Source organism: Singulisphaera sp. GP187, from assembly GCF_900129635.1.
Lineage (GTDB): Bacteria > Planctomycetota > Planctomycetia > Isosphaerales > Isosphaeraceae > Singulisphaera.
In genome coordinates, this window is sequence record NZ_FSRB01000001.1 from 1769537 (window position 1) to 1791570 (window position 22034).

Annotated in this window: 20 protein-coding genes; 8 read left to right on the forward strand and 12 right to left on the reverse strand. The window is 62.7% G+C overall.

Features of this window, described 5'->3' with window-relative positions; translation table 11 throughout:
• Positions 1–80: 80 nt before the first annotated feature.
• The 8 genes from folK to infB form a co-directional block, all read right to left on the reverse strand.
• Positions 81–929: a 2-amino-4-hydroxy-6-hydroxymethyldihydropteridine diphosphokinase gene (gene folK / locus BUS42_RS07030; RefSeq protein WP_074306307.1), complete on the reverse strand. Its 849-nt coding sequence runs from the start codon at positions 927–929 to the stop codon at positions 81–83.
• A 16-nt stretch (positions 930–945) separates the two neighbouring features.
• Positions 946–2118, reverse strand: a complete 1173-nt coding sequence (locus tag BUS42_RS07035) for an LL-diaminopimelate aminotransferase (RefSeq protein ID WP_074306308.1) — start codon at positions 2116–2118, stop codon at positions 946–948.
• A gap of 75 nt (positions 2119–2193) precedes the next feature.
• The gene (locus BUS42_RS07040; protein WP_074306309.1) at positions 2194–2931 is read right to left on the reverse strand and encodes a YebC/PmpR family DNA-binding transcriptional regulator; all 738 of its coding nucleotides are present in this window, start codon (positions 2929–2931) and stop codon (positions 2194–2196) included.
• 161 nt (positions 2932–3092) lie between these two features.
• On the reverse strand, positions 3093–5462 hold the full coding sequence (locus BUS42_RS07045; RefSeq protein ID WP_074306310.1) for a tetratricopeptide repeat protein: 2370 nt from the start codon (positions 5460–5462) through the stop codon (positions 3093–3095).
• A gap of 284 nt (positions 5463–5746) precedes the next feature.
• Complete coding sequence (gene nth / locus BUS42_RS07050; RefSeq protein ID WP_074306311.1) at positions 5747–6574, reverse strand: endonuclease III domain-containing protein; 828 nt, start codon at positions 6572–6574, stop codon at positions 5747–5749.
• A 101-nt stretch (positions 6575–6675) separates the two neighbouring features.
• Positions 6676–7122 carry a 30S ribosome-binding factor RbfA gene (rbfA, locus tag BUS42_RS07055; RefSeq protein WP_074306312.1) on the reverse strand — a complete coding sequence of 149 codons (447 nt, stop codon included), beginning with the start codon at positions 7120–7122 and terminating at the stop codon, positions 6676–6678.
• 6 nt (positions 7123–7128) lie between these two features.
• Positions 7129–7410: a DUF503 domain-containing protein gene (locus BUS42_RS07060; protein WP_074306313.1), complete on the reverse strand. Its 282-nt coding sequence runs from the start codon at positions 7408–7410 to the stop codon at positions 7129–7131.
• A gap of 93 nt (positions 7411–7503) precedes the next feature.
• Positions 7504–10026, reverse strand: coding sequence for a translation initiation factor IF-2 (gene infB / locus BUS42_RS07065; protein WP_254053354.1), 2523 nt, complete (start codon positions 10024–10026; stop codon positions 7504–7506).
• 76 nt (positions 10027–10102) lie between these two features.
• Between infB and BUS42_RS44835 the strand changes: the two genes are divergently transcribed.
• On the forward strand, positions 10103–10510 hold the full coding sequence (locus tag BUS42_RS44835; RefSeq protein WP_254053355.1) for a hypothetical protein: 408 nt from the start codon (positions 10103–10105) through the stop codon (positions 10508–10510).
• A gap of 28 nt (positions 10511–10538) precedes the next feature.
• On the forward strand, positions 10539–10790 hold the full coding sequence (locus BUS42_RS44840) for a hypothetical protein (protein WP_173878227.1): 252 nt from the start codon (positions 10539–10541) through the stop codon (positions 10788–10790).
• A 59-nt stretch (positions 10791–10849) separates the two neighbouring features.
• Here BUS42_RS44840 and nusA read toward each other — a convergent pair whose 3' ends face one another.
• Positions 10850–12535, reverse strand: coding sequence for a transcription termination factor NusA (gene nusA, locus BUS42_RS07070; RefSeq protein WP_074306314.1), 1686 nt, complete (start codon positions 12533–12535; stop codon positions 10850–10852).
• Positions 12536–12831: 296 nt separating this feature from the next.
• Between nusA and BUS42_RS07075 the strand changes: the two genes are divergently transcribed.
• The 3 genes from BUS42_RS07075 to BUS42_RS07085 all read left to right on the forward strand — a co-directional run bounded on the left by BUS42_RS07075 (position 12832) and on the right by BUS42_RS07085 (position 14617).
• The gene (locus BUS42_RS07075; protein ID WP_074306315.1) at positions 12832–13314 is read left to right on the forward strand and encodes a Fur family transcriptional regulator; all 483 of its coding nucleotides are present in this window, start codon (positions 12832–12834) and stop codon (positions 13312–13314) included.
• Entirely contained in the window at positions 13311–14123 is an 813-nt protein-coding gene (locus BUS42_RS07080; protein WP_074306316.1) for a TatD family hydrolase, read from the forward strand. The genes BUS42_RS07075 and BUS42_RS07080 overlap by 4 nt, the downstream gene beginning before the upstream one ends.
• Before the next feature lie 263 nt (positions 14124–14386).
• A complete protein-coding gene (locus BUS42_RS07085) occupies positions 14387–14617 on the forward strand; it encodes a hypothetical protein (protein WP_074306317.1) in 231 nt (76 codons plus the stop codon).
• Positions 14618–14732: 115 nt separating this feature from the next.
• Here BUS42_RS07085 and BUS42_RS07090 read toward each other — a convergent pair whose 3' ends face one another.
• Both BUS42_RS07090 and BUS42_RS07095 read right to left on the reverse strand, forming a co-directional pair.
• Positions 14733–15500, reverse strand: a complete 768-nt coding sequence (locus BUS42_RS07090) for a radical SAM protein (RefSeq protein WP_074306318.1) — start codon at positions 15498–15500, stop codon at positions 14733–14735.
• 101 nt (positions 15501–15601) lie between these two features.
• Positions 15602–17878 (reverse strand): peroxiredoxin family protein, encoded by a 2277-nt coding sequence (locus tag BUS42_RS07095; protein ID WP_074306319.1) that lies wholly within the window; start codon positions 17876–17878, stop codon positions 15602–15604.
• A 234-nt stretch (positions 17879–18112) separates the two neighbouring features.
• On the opposite strand from BUS42_RS07095, the gene BUS42_RS07100 reads away from it, so the two are divergent.
• The gene (locus BUS42_RS07100) at positions 18113–18481 is read left to right on the forward strand and encodes a hypothetical protein (protein WP_074306320.1); all 369 of its coding nucleotides are present in this window, start codon (positions 18113–18115) and stop codon (positions 18479–18481) included.
• Between the two features lie 174 nt (positions 18482–18655).
• Here the strand turns inward: BUS42_RS07100 and BUS42_RS07105 are convergent, their stop codons facing one another.
• On the reverse strand, positions 18656–19810 hold the full coding sequence (locus BUS42_RS07105; protein ID WP_074306321.1) for a sulfotransferase family protein: 1155 nt from the start codon (positions 19808–19810) through the stop codon (positions 18656–18658).
• Positions 19811–20118: 308 nt separating this feature from the next.
• Here BUS42_RS07105 and purE point away from each other — a divergent pair, with 308 nt between their 5' ends.
• Together purE and BUS42_RS07115 are read left to right on the forward strand one after the other, a co-directional pair.
• On the forward strand, positions 20119–20610 hold the full coding sequence (purE, locus tag BUS42_RS07110; protein ID WP_074306322.1) for a 5-(carboxyamino)imidazole ribonucleotide mutase: 492 nt from the start codon (positions 20119–20121) through the stop codon (positions 20608–20610).
• On the forward strand, positions 20607–21779 hold the full coding sequence (locus tag BUS42_RS07115) for a 5-(carboxyamino)imidazole ribonucleotide synthase (protein ID WP_074306323.1): 1173 nt from the start codon (positions 20607–20609) through the stop codon (positions 21777–21779). The genes purE and BUS42_RS07115 overlap by 4 nt, the downstream gene beginning before the upstream one ends.
• The last annotated feature ends 255 nt before the right edge of the window (positions 21780–22034 follow it).

Genomic DNA, 22034 nt, shown 5'->3' on the forward strand with positions numbered 1-22034 from the left:
CGGTTCGACCTAAGGAAGGGGAGATCAACGGATTATAGGGAACCAGGTTCCCCTCGAGCAACGGCGGCTTGTCGGCTTCCTCAGGAGCGGGTCGCCGCACAGGCTGCGAGGACTTCGGCGATCGCCCGGTCGGGGTCGCTCGGGTCGACGACCAGGTGCGGGAAAGTCAGGAGACCGGTCGGAGTATCCTCGACCTCCCCTGACTTCAGGATCACCACAAAGGTCGGCGGATCATCGTCACGACTCAAGGCGGTCGCGGGCCACAGCAACGGGGGACAGAAGTCGGTTACCCGCCAACGCGCGGTCGCGGGGTCCAGGACTTGATCGAGTGGACGGGTGGACAACTGGGGTTGGGAGTGGAGGCGCGAGAACGACTTCGCCTCGGCGCCAAGTTTGGAAACGACCTGGTGGAAGAGGATTTCCTTGAGGGGGGCGTCGTCGCCATGCAACGCGAGAGTGCTTGGCCTGCGGTCGAGGTTGGCCAGGAGTTCCGCGATCGAGCGGGTCGTCATCGGATCAATGGCGGCGGGAGCGACTTCATTCAAGGGGGCCAGGACGAACCGGCGGAGCGCCATTCTCGGGTGCGGGACGATGAGGCGAGGGGTCCGTATGACCTGATTCCCGTAGAGGAGGAGATCAAGGTCGAGAGTCCGCGCCCCCCAATGGATGACGCGGACTCGCTTGGCGCGGGCCTCAATGGCGTTGAGAAGGTCAAGCAGCGGCTCGGGATCGAGCTGGATCTCGAGAACGGCGGCCGCGTTGAGGAACGCCCCTTGTCCCTCAGGGCCGCCGACCGGGCTGGTTGCATGGAATGTGCTGACCGCGCGAACCTCGACGCCGGGGGTACCGGCCAGCGCCTCGATCGCGCCCTCGAGGTTGGAACGGCGGTCGCCGAGGTTGCTTCCCAGCGCGATCAGGGCCTGAGTCATGAAACAGCGACTCGGTTCAGAGTTTGAGCTTGCCGATCCGTTCCACCGCCTCGACCAGTCGAGGGGTCTCGACCGTGAGCGCTGCGCGGATGTAGCCGTCGGCGGTTCGGCCGAAGCCCAGGCCGGGAGTCGTCACGACGTCGGCTTCGTCGAGCAACCGGCCGCAGAGTTCGGTTGAAGTGTAGCCGGCGGGGCAGGGGATCCAGACGTAGAAGGTGGCCTCGGGGGTGGGCGCGTCCCAGCCGATCTTCCGCAGGCTCGCGAGGAACGCGTCGCGCCGTTCTTTGTAGAGCGCGCGAATCGGCGGGGTGATCGTCTCGTACTCGTCGAGGGCGGTCTTGCCGGCGAACTGAATGGCCGTGAAGATCCCCGAGTCGCAGTTCGCCTTCACCTGGCCCAGGGCCGCGATCTGCGCCGCGCCTCCGATGGCGAAGCCGACGCGCCAGCCGGTCATGTTGAAGGTTTTCGAGAGGCTATGGAACTCGACGGCAACGTCCTTCGCCCCGGGGATTTGGAGGATGCTCGGCGCCGGATGCTCGAAGTACATCTCGTTGTAGGCGGCGTCCTGGGCGATCACGAGGTCGTGGGTCTGGGCCAGGTTGACGACCTTCTCGAAGAAGGGGAGGTCAGCCGTCCCGCCGGTCGGGTTGTTGGGGTAGTTGAGGAACATCAACCGGGCGCGGTTGAAGACGTCGGTCGGAATCGAGTCGAGGTCGGGCCGGAAGCCGTGGGCGGGCTCCAGCGGCATCGTGTAGACGTCCGCGCCGGCGAACATGCTGCTCGATCGGTAGACGGGGTAGCAAGGGTCGGGCACGAGGCTGATGTCGCCCGGGTTAAGCACGGCCAAGGGGAAGTGGGCGATCCCCTCTTTCGAGCCGATCAGCGGCAAGATCTCGGTGTTCGGGTCGAGATCGAGGCCATAGCGCGCCTTGCAGAACTTGGCGATCGACTGGCGGAGCTCGGGCGCCCCCTGGTCGAGGGCATACTGATGGAAGGCCGGGTTCTCGACGTGATGCTGGAGGCTCTTGATGATCGAGGGGGGCGTGGGCCGGTCAGGGTCACCCACTCCCAGGTTGATCACGTCTCTTCCCGCGGCCAGAGCGGCCTTCTTCTTCCTATCAATTTCGGCGAACAGGTACGGGGGGAGCTTCTGGAGCCGCTCGGACTTGACGAAGGGGGTCGTCGGCATCGATCTTCCTATCGAGAAGAGAACGAATGAACTGCGATTCGAGGGGCGAAACGACGAATCGAGCCTTGATTGAGATCAAGCCATCGCGGCTTCCGGGATGTTGTCGTTGGCGTAGACGTTCTGGATGTCGTCGCTCTCATCCAGACTATCGCGGAGCTTGAGCATCCGCTTCCCGTTTTCGACGTCGAGGTCGATCGAGTTACTGGGGATGTAGCTCGTCTCAGCGCTTTCGGTGGCGATCTTGTGGTCTTCGAGGGCCTTACGCACCGTGTCGAAGACCTTGGGATCGCAGGTCACCTCGAAGTAGTCGTCGACGCGCTGAAGGTCGTCGGCTCCGGCTTCGAGAACCACTTCCATGAGCCGGTCTTCGGCCACCGTTTTGGCCTCGATCACGAACAGGCCTTTGTATGTGAAGAGGTAGTTGACGCAGCCAGTGGCGCCCAGGTTGCCTCCGCAGACTTCAAAGATCTTGCGGAGCTCACCGGCGGTCCGGTTGCGATTGTCGGTCAATGCCTCGCACATGACGGCCACGCCGCCGGGCCCATACCCTTCGTAGGTGATTTCTTCGTAGCTCTCGGCGTCCAGTTCCCCAATGCCCTTCTTGATCGACCGCTCGATGTTGTCCTTGGGGCAACTGTAGGAGCGTGCCTTGTCGATCGCGTAACGGAGCTTCAGGTTCATGTCCGGATCGCCACCGCCGTTCCGGGCGGCTACAAAGATCGCGCGACAAAGCTTGCTGAAGAGCTTGCCACGTTTTGCGTCCACGGTCCCCTTACGGTGCGCGATGTTCGCCGAATGGGAATGTCCTGCCATGATCCTTGGAAACTCCCGCGGAAATAGGGGATCAGACATGCGACGGAACGGGTGCCTCGCATGCGCCCGAGGTTCAATTCAAGTACCGTTTGCGATTCCATCAAAAAATGGGACGGCCGACGCCCGAACTGGAGGGAGTCAGGGCGCGGCCAGCGAGCAGGTTAGGGGCTATCGTTCGATGCCGGCTTGAGGACCGGTGCCAGTTTCCCGAGCGACTCGAGTTTCTTGCGGATCTCGGGAAGTCGTTTGTCGGTCGGAATCGCCTTGGCGGCCGATTTCTCGGCATGCTCCCAGGCGGATTTGGCTTTCGCGTTCTCATGGAGCCGGAAGTAGACGTCGCCCAGGTGCTCGAAGATGGTGGCATCGCCACCATTGCTGAGGGTCTTGACCGCCTTCTCCAGCGGTTCGAGCGCTTCCTTGGCCTTGCCTCGCTTGTAGAGGACCCAACCCAGGCTATCGAGATAGGCACTCTCGTCAGGTTTCTCCTGAAGCGCCTTGCGAATCATCGACTCGGCCTGATCGAGCTTCTTCCCCTGGTCGGCGTACAGATAGCCCAGGTCATTATTGACCCCAGGGTCGTCCGGATTGCGTTGGAAGAGGATCTCGAGCTCAGCCTCGCCCTTGGCAAAGTCGCCCAGGTTGACGTAGGCAACGGAGAGACCCGAGTGGGCGATCTCGATGATTTCCTCGTTGTTCGGGTAACGCTCGAGGAGTTCCTTGTAGAGAGTCACCGCCTCATCGTTCTTGCCGTTTTGAAGCAGGATCGACCCGTAGAGACGATTGAAGGGGCCGTTCGAGGGATCGTTTTTGAGCACACCCTTGAAGAGGTCGACCGCCTCATCAAGTTTGCCGACCATGCTCAGCGACCACCCCAGGACGAACTGGGCCTCAGGATTGGCCGGTTCAAGCTTCAAGGCCTCGCGAAGGCTCTCAACCGCCCCGGCGAAGTTGTCGGCCCGGCGGCGATACTCCCCGAGCTGGGTGAGGGTTCGCGCATTCCGTTCCTCAGGGTACTTCGCCATCATTTGCTCGATGGTTTCCCCCGCCTCGCCATACTTGCGGAGGCCTTCGAGCGCGTGCGAGATCTCCCGATACAATTGGGGACTCGGGTCCTGCTTGAGCGTGAGACGAAGGATCGGGACCAGCTTATCGAGCTGGTTCGACTCGCTCGCGATGACGGCGAGGATGTCTAAGGCAGAGCGATCAATGCCCGGGGGTTCCGCGGAGAGCAGGGCCTTACCCGCGTCGAGCACCTCGCCCGCAAAACCAGGGTCGGCGATCACGGCCTTGATTTGCGGGGTGATCGCCTCGAATCCCCCTTCTTTCTTCCGAGCCTCGGTGAAGATCTTCAGCAGCTCCGCAGCTTTCTTCCGCTTGAGAAGCGATGTAGCCAGAGCGCTGTAGCCTTGCGGGGTCGGCTGAGCCTCGAGTAGCGACTTATAGAGCGCCTCGGCTTTGTCGCCTTGCCCCGACTCACGGTAGCGATCGGCCAGGGCATATTGGAGCGAGAGGTTCTTGGAGTCGAGCTTGGCGGCTTCTTCCAGCCTCGGCGTAATCTCACCCTCGCGTTTGAGCTGGGACAGGACCTTCGCAAGCAGTTCGTAACCGTCACTCCCTTGCGGCTGACGCTTGAGGAAGCGTTCGACGAGGCGAAGTGCCTGCTCGCCCTTGTCGGTCTTGAGCAAGGCTTGAGCGAGGTTGAGCGGAATCTGCGGGTGATCCTCATCATAGACAAGGCCGCGTTCGTAGGCACGAATGGCCAGATCCAGCCGATTGGCATCGTCGAAGACCTTGCCGAATTCGAGGTAGGCATCCGCCGGCTCGTCGCCCAGAATCAGAAGTTGCTCACGAAAGGAAAGGCGGTTGGCTTCTTTCTCGTCGAGCTCTTCGAGGAGCTTCGCGAACGCCTCCGCCGCCTGCTTGGTCCGGCCGAGTTTGGTGTCGAGCTTGCCGAGCTCATACTCGGCGAGTAGACGACCCGGCACGTGAGGACCGAGCTTGGGGTTGTCCAACACGCCCTTCAACATCGCCTCAGCGCCCATGAGGTCGCCATTGCGGGTGTAGTGGTTGATGAGCCGGCTGATGGTATCGGTGTCGCCCGGGTCTGCGTCGAGTACGCGACGGCTATAGCTCAGCGCCTGGTCGGTTCGTTTGAACAGGAAACAGAGGCGACTGAGACGGCGGAGCACCGGGACCGAATCGGGTTCCAGCTTCAGGGCCTCTTCGAGCAGCGCGATCGCGTCGGACCAGGCGCGCTGATCTTCGAGCGCCCGAGCGGTGCTGAAGTCGCGCAGCGCTTCGACTTGCCGCTGATCTTCCACGGTTCGAGGGGTAAGAGGCACGAACGCCTCGGGAACCTCATCACCGGGCAACCCGTAGAGGGCAGTCCCCTTGGGCGGGTTCGCCGCGGCGTCGACCGGTGGTGACTTCGGATCAGGAGGCGGATCGGCCCAGGCCGTGCATGCAACGAAGCCGAGTGCCACGACGATCCACGACAGGCCTGAGCTTCGCGGACGGATCGACCAGACCATGTTGAAGCCTCCTCCGCCTCACATCCGTCATCCGGGAAGCACTTCGCCCCCCTTCGGAGCGGGGTCGAAAAGGGAGCCGAGACGTCTCAAGGCCATCCCTCTTACGCGTTCCCCTACACCCGCTCCATACGGTAGTTATGTTATCACGGTCAGACGAGGTCTGCCAACCCCCGAACGTTCTCGGGGGCGCGGCGAACGTCGATGAGTGGCCCTGCCGGGGCATTCGTTGTTTCGGTGCCCCCAACCTGCCGTCGGTGGGTTCGCGACGGCAAACCGACCTGGAATTATTTGGAGCGTCCCGGCTTACCCTTGGCCGGCTTGGTCGCCGCCGGGTCAAGCGCGGGGGTTGGCTCGGCCGGGGCGGATTTGGCGGTGGAACCTTTGACGGCCTTGGTCTCGTCTTTGGCCGGCTTGGCGACAATGGAGGCCGCCTTGGGAGGATGCAGCGCGGTGGGGCAGACCTTTCGCAGATCGCAACGTGGGCAATCCGGGATTCCCTCGACGCACGTATCGTGGGCGAGTTCTTCAAGCAGGTCCGCGAATTCTACGCCTCGGTTCTTCGGCACGGCACGTTCGAGCAGGGCGCGTGTGGTCGCGGCATCGGTGCCGGGATCCACGACGCCCAGTCGTTCGAGTGCGCGGCGACTCGATTCGTCGACCGGGATTGCATGGCCCCCGAGCGACCCCTGGATCACGGTGGCCAATACGTAGTCCGACGCCAGGACTTCATATTCCTGAAGCACCTTGACCGATTCCTTGAGCGGCTTCTTGGCCAACGCCTCGAGCGTGAAGCTATAGGTCTTCTCGAAGAGTTGGCGGAGGAACCGTCGAACCCGATAAGCTCGGTCGTCTGCATTCGGGAAGCCGACCAGCGCGGCCTGGATTTCCTCGAGCGAGCTCACGCGGACTTCGTTCCAGTCGAAGAAGTCGTCTTTGAAGCGAGCGAGAGCCTGGGTGGCCTGTTCTCGCGACGTATCTTCGTGGCAGATTCCAAACACGACCGCTTCGAGAACCGTGAGCCGAGTCGAAGTTGACTCGGCTTTCGGCTTGTATCGCTTCTTTAGAATCGTGTGGATGTCGGTCAGGTACTGCGCTTTGCTTTGTGTAGCCATGGCGTACGTTTCGGTGCGCGATTGATTAAAGGATGGGAAAAGTGGGTCTTGCGGAGCCCAAGAGGGGGCACGAGCGGGTCGGGGCGTCCCAACGGCTCCGTTCAGGGATGATCGGGCCCCGAATCGCCTTCCGGCTCCGGTTCCGGTTCCGTTTCCGGTTCCGAATCCAGTTCCACTTCCGGTTCGTCGGACTCGGGTTTGCGGTCCGAGGCGATCGCAGTATCGATCAGTCGCGAGATTTCGATCGATTTTTTAACGCTTTCGTCGCGCTTGAAAAAGATGGCCGGGGTGAACCGGGTCTGGAGTCGTGCCGCGACGCGCGCTTGGATGAAGCCAGAGGCATGCTTCAGCCCGGACATCGAGCGATCCTGGTCGGCCGGACTGCCCATGATTGAGACGAGGATCGTGGCGTTGCGGAGATCGCGCGAGAGTTCGACGTTGATCACGGTGACCGAACTGACGCGCGGGTCCGCAACCTCGAAAAGGATTGCCGAAGATACGACCTCACGGATCGCCTCGGCCATTCGCAGGCTGCGGTGAGATGGCATGGAGTGTCAGACCTCTGTGATGACCTGGCTAAGAAGCTCGGCTCGAGGATAGGCGGCCACGGCATCGGCGACACGTTCGAGCGTCTCGCGGGTGTCGCGCCGGGTTCGACCGACGACGGCGACAATTAATAAGGCGTGCGCGGGGTCGTCGATGCGGCCATCCTCGGTGATCGAGACATTAAAATGCTGGCGCAATTTACTCATAATCGCCTGCATCCGCCGTCGCTTTTCCCGAAGTGATTCGCAGTTGCCGACTCGCAGTTCGAGGCGAAGCGTCGCCAGGGTCATGGGCCTGCCTCGGCTCGGCTTAAGCGATCACGACCCGGCGAGGAGACCCACCGTTGGCGGGTGGGTCTCCTCGAACGAGGCGTGAGCACTCGATCAAAGCGTGCGCCGGATCACGTCGATCCGATAGGCTTCGATCACGTCGTCGGTCTTAAGATCGTCGAAATTGGAGATCTTGATCCCGCACTCGAAGCCTTCGCGGACTTCCTTGACGTCGTCCTTGAAGCGTTTGAGGGCTTCAAGCGACCCCTTATAGATCTCGCGGCCCTCACGGATAATCCGTGCCTTGGCCGCGCGCTCGATGCTTCCCTGGGTCACGAAGCAACCGGCGACGGTGCCCACCTTGGAGATCTTGAAGGCTTGTCGGACCACGGCACGGCCGAGGTGGACCTCCTTGATCTCGGGGACGAGCAACCCTTCGACGGCCTTCTTGATCTCGTCAGTCACCTGGTAAATGATGTCGTACCGGCGAATGTCGATCTTCTTCTCGTCGGCCAGAGTGACCGCGCGGTCTTCTGGGGCGACGCGGAAGCCGATCACGATCGCCTGTGAGGCATCGGCCAGGAGAATGTCGCTCTCGCTGATCCCGCCGACCCCCTTGAGGAGGACGCGGATCGGAACCTCGGGATTCTCCAGTTTCTCGAGCTCCTTGATGAGGGCTTCGAGCGATCCCTGGACGTCGGTCTTGAGGATGAGGTTGAGGCTCTTGAGCTTCTGCTCGGCCATCTTGCTGTACAGGTTTTCCAGCGTGACGGCCTGGCGTTCGCCCAGCGCGACCCCTCGGGTGCGGAGCCGGCGGGTCTCGGCGATCTCGCGAGCTCGCGAGACATCCTCGACGACACCGAACTTCTCGCCCGCGGTCGGTACTTCATCCAGCCCCGAGACCTCGACCGGCATCGACGGCCCGGCCTCGGTCACGGAATTTCCCTTGTCGTCGAACAGGGCGCGGACCCGGCCGAAGCCGTCGCCGCAGACCATGACATCGCCAACCTTGAGCGTTCCATCCTGAACCAGGACGGTCGCCACCACACCTCGCCCTTCGGAGATCGAGGCTTCAAGGCAGGTGCCCGTCGCCGGTCGCGATGGGGTGGCCATCATCTCACAGCGGAGTTCGGCAACGATCCCGAGCATTTCGAGCAGTTCGGGGATCCCTTGCCCGGTCACCGCCGAGGTCTTCACGACGGGGGTATCACCGCCGTACTCTTCGGGAGCCAGGTCCTGTTGCGAAAGCTCGCCGTAAATCTTGTTGAGGTTGACGTTGGGCAGGTCGATCTTGTTCAGGGCGATCACGATCGGCACGTCGGCCGCCTTGGCGTGGGCGATCGCTTCTTGCGTTTGCGGCATGACGCCGTCGTCGGCGGCGACCACCAAGACGACGATGTCGGTCACGTTCGCACCGCGAGCACGCATCGCGGTAAACGCCTCGTGGCCCGGGGTGTCGACGAAGGTCAGCATCTTCCCTTCGTGCTCGACCTGGTAGGCACCGATGTGCTGCGTGATACCACCGCTCTCGCCCGAAACCACGTTCGACTTCCGGATTCGGTCCAAAAGCGACGTCTTACCGTGGTCGACGTGGCCGAGAATCGTGATGACCGGAGGTCGCGGAACCTGGTTGAGCGTTTCGGCTTCGTCCGGCTCCCAGGCCTCGAGCAGGTCGTCCTCGGCGGTCCGCTCGTGAATCACCTCGAGCTCGACGCCAAACTCCATGGCGAGCATGACGGCCGATTCTTCTTCGAGGTTCGCGTTAATGTTGACCTGCAGCCCCATGCTATTCATCATCCGCTTGATGAGGTCATTCGCGCGGATGCCGATGGCTTCGGAGAGACTGCGGACGTTAATCGGCGGCTCGATCTGCGCGTGACTCTTGCGGGAAGGCGCGACTGCGGCGCGGTGACCGCCCCGAGATCCCTTCCGACCGCCACGCGAACGGCGCCCGTCGTCATCGGTCTCATTGAGGAGGGTCGCGGCGGGCATGGGTGAAGTCACCCGCCGTTCGGTGGCCCGCTCATTGCGCTTGGCGCGTCGACCCGCGCGATCGGCGGGAGTGCCCAGGCGAGCTGCCCCGGGTTTCCCCTTACGATCCTCATCCTCTTCGGACGCCGGCACAACCGGTGCGGAACCGGGCGCGATCGGCGCTCCCGTCGCGGGGCGACGGAGCAGGGGGTTGGCTCCAGGAACGCCGGGGCGAGGGGCACCGGGTCCACCCGGCGCACCCGCAGGTCGACCGGACAGGCCGGGACGAGCGCCAGGCGCTCCACCAGGCCGCGAACCGGGACCGCCCGGCGCCTGAGTGCCGAGTTGCCCCGACCTCATCATCGCCATCAACTCTTCGGGCGTGTACCGTTTCTCAGGGCGCTGGGTTTTCACTTCAGGCCCACCACCGCCGGGTCGGGGCGGAGCGGGACGTCGGGGCGGCGGCTGCGCGGTTTGCGACGCCACCGGCGGCAACGGACGCCGCGGTCCCAAAGGCGCATCGCGACGGGGGCCGCCTCCGCCTTGTTGCCCCGAGCTACTCTCGTCGGATCGCCGCGGCGGAGCCTGCTGTTGCTGCTGGGAGGCGCCGAGCCGCTGGATCGGCTGTCTGACACCTGCCGGTGAGACGTAGTCGCCGCGCTTCAAGGGCGGAGGCGTGCTGGGGTTGGGCCGATAGTCGGGCGGAGGCGAAGGCGGCCCTTGGGGTCGAGGCGCCGCGCCCGTGGGGCTTCCCCGGTGCGGCGTGTGGCCGGAAAGCGGCCCCGAACCCGACCGGGGCGGCGAGGTCAGACCGCTCGTACGCGTCGGCGGCGCACTCGGAGCCGACGGTGCACCGGCGGCCGGCGGCGCGCTCAGACCCGAGGGCGCATTGGCGGCGGACGCCGCGGGTGCACTGGGGGCCGACGCCGTCGCGACCGGCGGAGTCGCCACGGGTGCGGGGCGCGGTGCGGCGGCGAGAGGCTGCGAGGGGGCCGGTGAGGCCGCGGGAGCCGGGCGGTCGCTGGGTGCCGACGGGAGAGCGGCCGAAGGACTCGGGGTCGTCCGGGTCGGCGGTGGGGCTGTCGCGCTGATGGCGGGCGTCTCCGAGGTAATGGGACGAGGCGAAGGCTGGGCGGGGGAACTTCCGTAGCAGGGGCTGAGGCCGAAGAGGTCGAGCCGTGCATCAGTTGCCTAATCTGGTCGACCGCCGACGGGTCCAAGCTTGCCAGGGCGCTGAGCTTGACATCAAGACCCCATCGCTGGATCCGGTCAAGCAACTCCTGGCTCTTGAGACCCAATTCCTTCGCCAACTCATGGACACGCGTGGACAACGGCAACTCCTCCTGGGTGGGGCCTCGGCCCACATTGAGCCGGACCAGCCCGATCGTTCAAGGGTGATTCCACGCCTTGCCGACCGCTCCCCAGGCTGAGGCCATTTAGGGCGGAGGGTCGACAAGGTCGAAACGCGGTGGCAGGCCCATGGGGGGCCTCATGGTTTGTGCATATCCGACTCGCGTCCCTCGACTTCATCAGTCGAGATAGGTTCCAGGGGGGGCGTCGGGGGGACATCCCGCTCCGCGCCGGCCTCATCGGCCTCGATCTCTTCGGGCGGTGCGCCCTCTTCTACCGCTTCGGTCACGATCCGAACGGTCTCATTCTGATCGGCATCACTCGGTGGCGCGGTAATCTCTCGGCCAACCTGGTCCGTCGAGCCTTCCGACGCCAGGGCCAGGTCGCGGATCTCATCCGACTCTGACGATACTGTCAAGTCCGACTCGTCGCCGTCGTCGCTCTCGTCCTCATTCGCAGCCAGCGAATCTTCCTCACCCACGGTCGCCGTCCCACCGACCGACTCCGACTCGCCGAACAAGTCGTCAAGGGTCGGCCGAACCGTCCGGCCCGCCGCGCCATCCATGCTCACCGGGTCCGCGCTACTCGGTTCGGCGGCGGCCGGTGCCTGGGTCGCCGATGCCGATGCTGCCGATGCGGAGGCCGGCGTGCGCGCTCCCTTGCGTCGCGGCATCTCGTCGGCCTGCGCTTCGGCGAGCGTCTCCGCTTGCGAGACGATCTCCATGGTCTGTTCTTCGGTGAGACCTTCAATCGTGTTCACGAGGTCGTCGATTTCCATGACCGAGAGATCGTCGTAGCTGAGGATCCCTTGCTCGACCAGCTTCTCGGCCAGGTCAGTATCGACTCCATCAATCTTCGTGAACGCGCCCACCGCTTTCTCGATCAGCTCATCGAGTTCCTCGGAGGTCATGATCTCGATGTCCCAGCCCACCAGCTTCGAGGCCAAGCGGACATTCTGGCCGCGGCGACCGATCGCCAGCGAGAGCTGATCTTCGCGAACCAGGACGATGGCCCGTCCCAGGAGCTGGCAGAGCATGACCTCGTCGATCTCAGCCGGCTGAAGTGCATTCGGGATGAGCACTTGGAGCGATTCGTTCCATCGTACGATGTCGATCCGCTCACCGCCGAGCTCGTCGACGATGTTCTTGATTCGTGTACCCCGGACGCCAACGCAGGCGCCCACCGCGTCGACCTTGGAGTCGATCGAAGTGACCGCGACTTTCGAGCGATAACCGGCTTCCCGCGCCAGGGCGCGGATGCTGATGATCTGGTCGGCGATTTCGGGGATTTCCAACTCGAAGAGGCGACGCACGAAGTCAGGGTGGGTCCGGCTGAGGATGATCTTGACCCGCTGCCCCATCTTCCGAACGTCGAGGATGACGCCGCGGATCCGTTCGTTGGGGTGGTGACTTTCGCCCGGAATCTGCTCGCTACGTGGGAGCAAGGCGTCGGTCTTACCCAGGTTGACCGTGACGGCCCCCCCCTCGAAGCGTTGCACGGTCCCCGTAATCAGGTCACCGCGCTGATCCTCGAATTCCTCGAACAGGCTATCCCGTTCGGCCTCGCGGATCTTCTGGATGATGACCTGCTTGGCGGTCTGGGCGGCGATCCGCCCCAGTTCCGCCGGGTCCATCCGAGCGCCATCTTTGGTGGCCTCGATTTGGCCGGAGTCAGGATTGATATTAACGACGATTTCGGCCGCTTCGGGATAATGCTTCTTCGCCGCAGTGGCGAGCGCTGACTGAATCCCCTCGAAAAGAATATCCTTGGAGATATTTTTTTCTCGGTGGATGCTATCCACGATGCGAACCAGGTCGACGCTCATTCGATGACTCCGAGGCGTGCCGGGACTAGGGGGAAGCAGAGCAATACCAAAACCGCGCCCCAAGGAGGCGTGGTTCGGATTCATGCCACAGCGTGCCGACCCTGGGCAACGCCTCCTTGGACGACTCTGTATCCGCTCGCCATCGGGGAAGACCCGAGGCGAAAGTGACACAGCGTACCACCGTCAGCGGATCCTTATCCGCCTACGGCTCCAAGAGTTTAATCTAACAGGCGGTTGACAGCACTGTCAAGCGGCCGAACAATTGATCCGAATCACGGTAAGGTGAGGGTTCGTAGATGCTATCCGCGCTCGATCATGACGATCTCCGTTCGGCTCTTGAGGCTGCCGGCTGGCGTTGCACCACGCAACGGTTGGCGGTCTACGACCATCTGAGCTGCGCAGACCATCACCCGACCGCGGAAGAGGTTTACCAGGGGGTGCGGCTGATCATTCCCAAGATCAGTCTGGCGACGGTTTATAAAGCCCTCGAGGCACTCGTCGCCAGCGGGGTCGCAACCAAGCTGACCGCCGGCGATGGGTCAGCCCGCTACGATGGCCGGAGCGACCATCACTACCATCTCCGCTGTCTCCGCTCGGGTTCGGTTCACGACTTGCCGACCCCGTTCGACCCCGACCTGATCGCGAAGCTTGACCCTGCTCTCATGCAAACACTTCGGCAGCAAGGATTTCAGGTGACGGGATATCGGCTTGAGCTGGTGGGCTTCTACGATCGGGAACCGGTGATCGCGACGGGTGAACAGGGGTCGTCCGACCAATGAACTCCGGGATTAGCGAACGGCCCGAGTTGGTTGACACCCACGCCCATCTCGACGATCAACGGCTTCGCGACGATTTGCCGGCCGTCTTGGAGCGGGCACGCACCGCAGGGGTCCGCCAGATCGTGGCGATCGGGACCACCGCGAACGACAGCGAATCGGTCGCCCAAATCGCTCGCGAGCATGCGGGGGTATTTGCCGCGGTCGGGATTCACCCGAACGACGCGTCGGAAGCGACTCCGACGGACTGGCAACGCGTCCTGGCGTTGCTCGAGGAGCCGAACGTCGTCGCACTCGGTGAGACTGGGCTCGACCGCCATTGGGACCGTACCCCGTTCCCTCTGCAACAAGAATGGTTCCAGCGCCACCTCGAACTGGGGCGTCAAACCGGCCTTCCCCTGGTCATCCATTGCCGGGAAAGTCAGCAAGACTTGATCGCGCAACTGACCCAGTTCCAGGCCCCGGTGCACGGGGTTTTACATTCGTTCACCGGGTCATGGGACGACGCACAAGCCTTTCTCGACCTGGGACTTCACGTTTCGTTCGCGGGCATGGTGACTTTTACCAATCGCACCCTGGATTCGCTACGTGAGGTGGCTGCTCGGGTGCCCCTCGATCGTCTGCTCGTCGAGACCGACAGCCCCTATCTGAGCCCCCACCCCCATCGTGGCGTTTCCAACGAACCGGCGCGCGTGACGTTCACTGCGGAACGGCTGGCGCAAGTTCGTGCCCTCCCGCTTGCCGACCTTGCCCAAATCACGACGGCCAACGCCCGTCGCCTCTTCAATTTGCCCGCCGAGCAAATGCTTTGACCGAACCTTCACCGGATTCTCGTCTCTCTAAAAGGAAGAGGGAGGTTCGCCGTCACAAATCAACGTGGGCGGCGAATTGAACTTCGACTCCGCGGCTTGGCCCACCGGATCGTGGCCGAATCCGGATTGGCGACAGAGCCGCTGAGAACCTTCGCCCGGGAAGTCACGTATGAACTTTCACTTGGCCCGAAGTTTGCTTGACAACCTAGTCGACCACCGTGATTCACTCGGGTTATTGAACAGTCTCTCAGAGGTTGATCGTCATGGAATCGATTTTGGACCTGAAAGCGATCCTCGTTTTGGCGCCGATCTTCGGTCTCTTGGTGGTTGGGCTCGTGATTGCCTTACGAAGTGGAGTTGCGAGCCTGTCGACCCATCAGGGGGTGGAGCGCCTTGCCTGCAATCTTTCCCAGTTGCTGCTTCGCATGGCGGGTTATGCCGTGGGATTATTCATGCTCCAGCGCTTGATTGGGGCACCCTTTTTGAAATTTTGACCGTCCGCAGATTTCACAAACCGACCCGATATCAACCGGCCCGCGCCATCGATCCTCGATGGCGCGGGCCGGTTGATTTGACAGAAAGCTCGCGGTTTGCAAATCGTGCGTCCGATCAAACGCCTCGGGCCGCGGGATGCCAGAGGATCTTGTGCTGCTGAAGCTGCAGTCGGATCGGCAGCTGGGTCTCGAGTATCCAGGCGGCCAACTCAGTCGGATCGACTTTTCCAAAGCAGCCACTGAAGAGCACGGGGCATCGCTCGGTCAGGCGATGGGCCCGCGTCTGTGCGACGGCCCACTCAAAATCGGCACGATCGCAGAGCACGAACTTGATCTCATCGGTAGGCTTGACGAGCGCGAGGTTGCTCCAGAGATTCGCGTGCTCCTCGCCTGAGCCCGGGGTTTTCAGGTCGAGAATCACATGGACCCGGCGATCGACCGGCCCAATATCCAGCGAACCGCTGGTTTCGAGGAGCACCGTACGGCCGGCGTCGGCCAGCCGGGTCATCAACGGGAAGACCTCGGGCTGGAGAAGTGGTTCACCCCCGGTGAGCTCGACGAGCGGGTCGCCGAGTGCCAAGGTTCGTTCCACAACTTCGTCGAGCGAAAGGAGATTCCCTTCAGTAAATGCGTGGGGCGTGTCGCAATAGACGCAGCGCAGGTTGCACGCCGTCAATCGGATGAACACGCAAGGCAACCCGGTAAAGGTGCTCTCGCCCTGGAGACTTCGATAGATCTCATGGATCACGAGCGACCCCGCCGGCTTCCCTTGAAGCGGACGGAGCCGCTGGGGATGGAGGGCAACCGACGGGGCAGCCGTCACAGGTCCCGCCGGCGTCACGGGAATCGAGGTGTCATTGATGGTGACAAGAGTGCGCGACATTTTCCCTCTTCGGTGCGGTAATCTTCAGAACCAGAAAAATAAAAGGGAACCCTGCGCTCGGCTCCCTGCAAGTGCATTGATTCTCGGGCGGAGCCGATCGCTCAAGGGTGCTTGACGAGCCGGTTGACTCGTGTCGCCTCGGACTTGATGAAGTCGGTGTCGAGGAACGGATCGGCCGAAATCCGCTGGAATCGGACCATCCCTTTGGCGTCGATCAGGAAGGTGCCGTGAAGCGGCTGTCCCTCGAAGTCGTCGAACGCGCGGTAGGCCTTGAAGATCTCCAGTTGAGCGTCGGACAACATCGGCATGGCAAACTTAATCTTGTCGGGATTGTTCTTGAGTTCGCGAGTGGCCTCGAGATCATCGGTGCTCACCGCGACCACTTCGGTATTCAGCGCCTTGAGGGCGTCGAGCTCCTTGCCGAAGGTCTGAAGCTGTTGCATGCAGTGGGCGCACTTGCCCCCGAGAAAGAGCAGCAGAACGACGTTCTTGCCCTTCCGGTCAGCGAGGCTCCAGTCGATCTTCTCGGTGTCGGGCCGTGAGAACGGTTCGGCGGGGAAGGGAGCCCAGGTCAGAGGACCGAGCGTCGTGAGATCGATCCGACTTGCGGTCGCATCGTCGGTCACCGGCTCCGGTGTGACCGCCGCGGACCAGTCCTTATCGGCCTTCCAACCGGTCAGGATCCGCTCCAGGTGCTGGAAGACGGGAAGATCTCGGTCCGCGTTTTTGACCAGGGGCTCAAGTTTGCGATAGGCCTCTTTCGCCTCCTTGTCCTTCCCCACCGTGTGGAGGATGACCACCTGGGCGGCCAACGGAGGGACCTGGTCCGGCTGCTTCTCCACGGCCGTCTTCGCAACACTCTCGGCAAAGCCGAAATTTCGGGCGGTGAGATGAGCGCGGGCCAGCGCCTCGGTGCGCATCGGCGTTGCCTTGGTGAACTGATCGAAGGCCGCGCCAATGTCGCCCTTGGCGAGGAGCTGGTAGCCTTCCAATTCCGCCAAAGCCAATTGAGTAGAGGAGGGGACAGGCGGAGCAGGAGGGACTGGAGGAGCAGGAGGAGTGGTGCCTACCGGCCTCGTGGTCGGCTTGGACTCTTCGACAATCAAGGCTTTCAGGACGTCAATCTGCTCGGCGAGCTTCGCGGCGTTGCCCTTGGCGGCGTAGGCGAGGCCCAAGGTATACGCCTTCTCCTTGCGTTCGACATTCACGTCCGACCAGTCGAGTGCCTCTGACTCGGTCGCGACGATCAGGTCGTCCCAAAGCTCGTAGCGACAGAGGAGCTCTGCCCAGCGGGCGCGTCCGCTCCGTTGTGGCGATCCCCCGTCTTTCTTACCGTTCTTGATCGGATCTCGCGGCTGATCCACCAGGTTGCGCGCGACCTTGATGGCGTCGCGGACCCTGCCAACATGGCTCAGACTGGTCGCAAGCCACTGGTTGTTATGTGCGTAATTATGGATTTCAAACGGCATGGTCCGTTCACGGAACATGGACGCGTGATCGACGCGGGCCGATCCTTCTTGTTGATAGGCGGCATCGGCGTAGCGTTTCAATCCGGTGTAAGTATGGCCGGGCATGTGCCAGGCGTGGGCGATACCGGGCGCGGTACGGGCGAACAGGCCGGCCGATTTCTCGGCTCGGGCGGGTTTCACTCCGTCCCAAAGGTGGATGCGATAGTGGTGCACGCCCGGGTGCATCGGCTCGACCTGGAGCACGGTGTCGAGCACGGTATCAACGGCCTGGCGACTGCCGATGCCGTCGCTCGACGCGTTTTGCCAGGTCAGCATGGCCAACCAAGCGCGGGCGTCGAGGTCATCGGGAAACTCCTGGACGATCGTTTCCAGCCCGAGCAGATGATTCCGCTTTCGGGCTTTGGAGTCGCCCCCGTCCTTATAAAGAGTCTCGAGCGCGTCGAGGTAGAGCGTCTCGCGCCGGGAAATCGTGGCGGTTCGTTTTCGCGCCTCTTTGACAAACTCTTTGGCACGACGATCATTGTTGACGTTGGACATGGCCATGCCCCAGTAGGCCATGGCGCAGGCAGGGTCGATCAAAGCGGCCTGGCGGAACGAGCGTTCTGATTCGTAGTAGTAAAACGAATGGAGTTGTGCCACCCCTTGATCAATAAAGGCCTGAGCCTCGGGCTTGGTGGTCGTGACGGGGAAGTGGATCTTGCCCATCCCCTCCATGAGGTGGGCCTGTTGTCTCGGCCCGTCGTTGAACGCCTCGCCGTGAAGCGAATGGCCGGCGGCCGGAACTGCCGGGTTCTTCTCGCTGGCCGACGCCGTGGGCTTGGTCGGTTCCTGAGCCGGAGCACCGGCTTGGGACGCGAGAACGAGGGCCAGGGCGACCGGGATCGCCTGGGCCTGGAGCAGAAGTCGCATCGGCAGTTCTCCGGTCTGTGGGGAGGATCGTCGAGGTCTTCAGTGCGACCGACGCGGCTCATCACCGCCTTCCCCATCATCCCCGATCCGCCATCGAATTGCGAGTCGTCATACCCCCGAGTCGGTCCTCCCAGGAAAGGCCCGAAATCGGTGCTACCTCATTGACACCCTCTGAAAGAATGCTCAACCTTAATGCACACAGCACCCGGCGATTCCGTGCACAAGGGGGAGCAAATGATCCGTAGGACGCTGATCTGGCTGCTCATGGCGATGGTGACGCTAGGGATCTTGACCGCGCCGAGTGAAGCCCAGCAACCGTACCGGCAACGTGATTCCATGGCGTCGAACTCACCTCGAGCGTCGTCGGCATCGCGAGGCAGCCTCGACCGATTCCAGCCGTACACCTCATCGAGTCGCAACGCGCGGACGGCGACGAGCTATCGGAGCGACCCCAAGCCGGTCCGCCCCGAAGTGACTCGCACGAATTATTACTCCCAACGTCGGGACTACTTCCCGGGGCTCCGGACGGGCCAAGGTCCTAACCAAAATCGCTCGCAACACGGGCATTGCGTCCCCAGTCGGTCCGCCCTGCTTTTACGCTAATGAGTGGAATTGTAAGGAGTGGGACGGACGTTCCTTGAATTGTCCGCCCGCGTGCTCCCGGTGCCACGGGTTGGACACAACCCGTGGGCCCAAGCCCCGAATTTAGCTCACGGGTTGTGTCCAAACCCGCGGCATGGGCAGGGCCGCGGCAATCCGATCTCGGCGGACTTGCGGTCAGTCGGCCGGGTAGCCCCATTCTTCGAAACTCTTCGCCCAGGACGTCTGGATCCGTCGTCGAAGCGATACGGGGAGGTTGGGGTATTCGTTCTTGCGATAGTTCGCCAACGAGCCGACGTACTCTTCGAGGCGGGGGAGCACGGCGTCGAAATCCGCGAGGCCAAGCCGTTCGTAGGCCCCGCGAATCTGGCCGACAGGATCGTTCTCGAGGTCTTCAAAGGCCAATTCGTGGAGGCGATCCGCGGGGATCAGGTCGCGCTCCTCAAAATAGGCGTCGTACATGAGCTGGTAACGACGCAGGACCGCCTCATCGGGATCGTCGGTTCCCGGTCGCTGGAATCGGAGCGATTGGGTCAGCACCCGGTTCAGATGCTTCGTCGACTGGAACACGGTGTAAGGGTTGCGACTGATGTGCAGGAACCGCGCCTCGGGGAAGAGTTCGAGGAGCAGCTTGATCCGGCACGTGTGCGGCGGCGACTTCAGCAGCATTGGTCGGTCGTGCCGCAAGGTCAGCTTCTTGAGGAACATGACCAGCTCATTCTTCCAGCGGGTCACATCCGCTTCCGATGCGTCACGAAACGTGAGGAACCGCTCGTAGTGCTCCTGGTTCCGCGGGAACGCCCAGGCCATGTAGAGCGAGCGGAGCGATGCCGTGCACGTTGCGAACTCATCCTCGTTGGGCATTTGAAGCCCCTGCGCAACGTTGTCGAAGCTTCGCGTCTGGGGGACCAAGGGGCGAACGAGGTTCGTCCGTGCATCCTCCGTGCAGAGAAAGGTGTGGGGAAAGAAGGCCTGGTAAAGATTCGGATAAGCAAAATGGTCGTCGAGCGCTAACAGGTTGTGAAGCAGGGTCGTCCCACTCCGCCAGTGCCCGAGAATGAAAAGAGGGGGTTTGACAGTGACCTGACTGAGCGCTGCGCCGAATTGCCGATCTTCCCGATTCTTGTAGTACGAGTTCAGTAGGCTGCCGACGGTCAAGATCGCCGCGCGAGGGCAACGGGGCAAGTCGATGGCAAAGCGGTTCTCCCGCAAGGTTTGCCACCAATCACCGAACGTCACGCCGCAGAGATTCGTGAAGAGCGTCTTGTACAGCCAGATACGAACCGTTTCCGACGTCTGCGAGACCGCCTTGGGCGTCTCGTTTGCGACCATAGTTGCCACGTGCATCCCCCGGACGGACTGGCTCGAACCTGTACTTCTGTCACGTGCCCCCGTCATCCATCGACGCGGCTTCCTGCCTTCTATTGTGCATGACTGGCGCCAAACGTCAAAGTCGAGTTAAACCTCCTGCCCGCTGGTCCTCTCTTGGTTGAGTTCCCATGGGCTCGAAGTCGACTACAGGAGAAGGGAAGTCGGGAGCCGGGCTGGTCGTTCCCCCTGGCCTGGGTTCGTAACGAGCGGCTATGATGACTTACCCTCTGAAGAGCGGATGAAAAGGCACTTGTCGTGGTGGGTGAGCGATGCTCGATTCGGAACGCCCCCTGGTCGGGGTAGTGATGGGAAGTCGGTCGGATTGGGAGACCATGAGGCAGGCGGGGGACGTACTCACCGAACTCGGTATTCCCTTCGAAGCCAAGGTTGTCTCGGCTCATCGAACTCCAGAACGGCTCTTTCAGTACGGCCGTGAAGCCGAAGGGCGGGGTCTGGAATTGATTATCGCCGGCGCGGGGGGGGCCGCTCACCTGCCTGGAATGTTGGCGGCCGTCTCGGTCTTACCGATCCTCGGTGTGCCCGTCGAAAGCAAAGTCCTGCGCGGGGTCGATTCACTGCTCTCGATCGTTCAGATGCCGCGCGGGATCCCCGTGGGGACGCTGGCGATCGGCGCGGCCGGTGCCGCCAACGCCGCGCTCTTGGCGGCGGCCATCCTCGGCGGAAAGTATCCCGAGATCCGTCAATCGCTGGTCCGGTTCCGCGAGGCGCAAACCGAGGCCGTCGGAGAGTCCCCGTTATGAGCCCCGGCCTTCACGATCCCCTTGATCCTCCCGCCTCTCTCGGTGTGATCGGCGGCGGCCAACTCGGCCGGATGTTCATCCAGGCGGCCCAGCGCATGGGATACCGCGCGGGGGTTCTGGCAACGCGCGAGGATGAACCCGCAGTGCAGGTGGCGGACTGGGCGGTGATCGCCCCCTCCGATCAACTTTCCGCGCTGCGATCGTTTGCCGACCAGGCCGAAGCGATCACCGTCGAATTTGAAAACGTCTCGGCCTCCGCGCTCCGCTGGCTCGCTCGGACGCGGCCCGTCCGGCCCGGTTGGAAGACCGTCTGGGTCAGTCAAAATCGACTTCGCGAGAAGTCGTTTCTGACGCGACACAAGATCCCGCATGCCCCTTGGCGGCCGGTCCGCGACGTGGCCGAGCTCGAGTTGGCGATCCGGGCGGTCGGTCTCCCACTCATCCTCAAGACCGCCTCGTCCGGATACGATGGCAAAGGGCAAGTTCGGGTCGAACGCGCTGAGGACGCTCGCTCCGCCTGGTCGAGCCTGGGACAAGTGGCTTGCGTGGCCGAGGGTTGGGTCGACTTTCAGTCGGAGATTTCGGTCGTCGTGGCACGAGGCGCCGATGGAGCGGCCGAGTCGTTCCCGGTGGGACTCAACCGGCACCAAAGTCACATCCTCGACGCAACCGTGATGCCCGCCCCCGTCGGTCCCATCGTGACGCTGGAGGCGCAGACGCTCGCGCTCTCGGTTGCCCAGGCGTTGGAGACGGTCGGGGTATTGACGGTCGAGTTCTTCGTGACATCGGCGGGGGGCCTGCTCGTGAATGAGCTCGCTCCCAGACCGCATAACTCGGGCCATCTGACGATTGAAGCCGCGACCACCAGCCAGTTCGAACAGCAAGTCCGGGCACTCTCCGGCCTTCCGCTGGGGGCATCCGACCTCATCAGGCCGGCCGCGATGGTGAACTTGCTCGGCGATCTCTGGGCTGAGGGGGAGCCCGATTGGCAAGCGGCGCTCCGGTCCGACCCGGGGGTAAAGCTTCATCTCTATGGAAAGAAAGGGGCTTCACCGGGTCGCAAGATGGGGCACCTGACCGTCCTCGATCCCGATCCCGAGATGGCCTTGTGCCGGGTTCAGGCGGCACGCCGAGCGCTCACCGCCCGTCACCCCGTCGGGACCTCTTGAACCACGGGTCCACGCACCGGACCCTTGGGAAAATCGTCCGCGTCTGACACGTTACCCTCGCCACGTCAAGGTTCTCTGATTTGGCAAGATTGCGGGCTACAATGCCTGCCGTTGGGGAGCGCGTGATCGACGGTTCGCCCGACTTGGGGTCGTGTCAAAGGCCCCGAATCCTCCTTTTTTTCACGACGATCGGAAATTGTCTAAAGTTTTTCCAACAGCCGATCGCATTGCCTTTGACGAAGAAGTGTTAAGCTG

What these genes read in the sequence shown, in the direction of transcription:
- BUS42_RS07115 (WP_074306323.1), top strand. Translation starts at nt 20,607, where the DNA reads ATGAGCCCCGGCCTTCACGATCCCCTTGATCCTCCCGCCTCTCTCGGT.
- BUS42_RS07075 (WP_074306315.1), top strand. Translation starts at nt 12,832, where the DNA reads ATGCTATCCGCGCTCGATCATGACGATCTCCGTTCGGCTCTTGAGGCT.
- BUS42_RS07040 (WP_074306309.1), bottom strand. Translation starts at nt 2,931, where the DNA reads ATGGCAGGACATTCCCATTCGGCGAACATCGCGCACCGTAAGGGGACC.
- nusA (WP_074306314.1), bottom strand. Translation starts at nt 12,535, where the DNA reads ATGAGCGTCGACCTGGTTCGCATCGTGGATAGCATCCACCGAGAAAAA.
- BUS42_RS07090 (WP_074306318.1), bottom strand. Translation starts at nt 15,500, where the DNA reads ATGTCGCGCACTCTTGTCACCATCAATGACACCTCGATTCCCGTGACG.
- BUS42_RS07035 (WP_074306308.1), bottom strand. Translation starts at nt 2,118, where the DNA reads ATGCCGACGACCCCCTTCGTCAAGTCCGAGCGGCTCCAGAAGCTCCCC.
- purE (WP_074306322.1), top strand. Translation starts at nt 20,119, where the DNA reads ATGCTCGATTCGGAACGCCCCCTGGTCGGGGTAGTGATGGGAAGTCGG.
- BUS42_RS07095 (WP_074306319.1), bottom strand. Translation starts at nt 17,878, where the DNA reads ATGCGACTTCTGCTCCAGGCCCAGGCGATCCCGGTCGCCCTGGCCCTC.
- BUS42_RS07100 (WP_074306320.1), top strand. Translation starts at nt 18,113, where the DNA reads ATGATCCGTAGGACGCTGATCTGGCTGCTCATGGCGATGGTGACGCTA.
- BUS42_RS07085 (WP_074306317.1), top strand. Translation starts at nt 14,387, where the DNA reads ATGGAATCGATTTTGGACCTGAAAGCGATCCTCGTTTTGGCGCCGATC.
- nth (WP_074306311.1), bottom strand. Translation starts at nt 6,574, where the DNA reads ATGGCTACACAAAGCAAAGCGCAGTACCTGACCGACATCCACACGATT.
- rbfA (WP_074306312.1), bottom strand. Translation starts at nt 7,122, where the DNA reads ATGCCATCTCACCGCAGCCTGCGAATGGCCGAGGCGATCCGTGAGGTC.
- BUS42_RS07105 (WP_074306321.1), bottom strand. Translation starts at nt 19,810, where the DNA reads ATGGTCGCAAACGAGACGCCCAAGGCGGTCTCGCAGACGTCGGAAACG.
- BUS42_RS07045 (WP_074306310.1), bottom strand. Translation starts at nt 5,462, where the DNA reads ATGGTCTGGTCGATCCGTCCGCGAAGCTCAGGCCTGTCGTGGATCGTC.
- BUS42_RS07080 (WP_074306316.1), top strand. Translation starts at nt 13,311, where the DNA reads ATGAACTCCGGGATTAGCGAACGGCCCGAGTTGGTTGACACCCACGCC.
- folK (WP_074306307.1), bottom strand. Translation starts at nt 929, where the DNA reads ATGACTCAGGCCCTGATCGCGCTGGGAAGCAACCTCGGCGACCGCCGT.
- BUS42_RS07060 (WP_074306313.1), bottom strand. Translation starts at nt 7,410, where the DNA reads ATGACCCTGGCGACGCTTCGCCTCGAACTGCGAGTCGGCAACTGCGAA.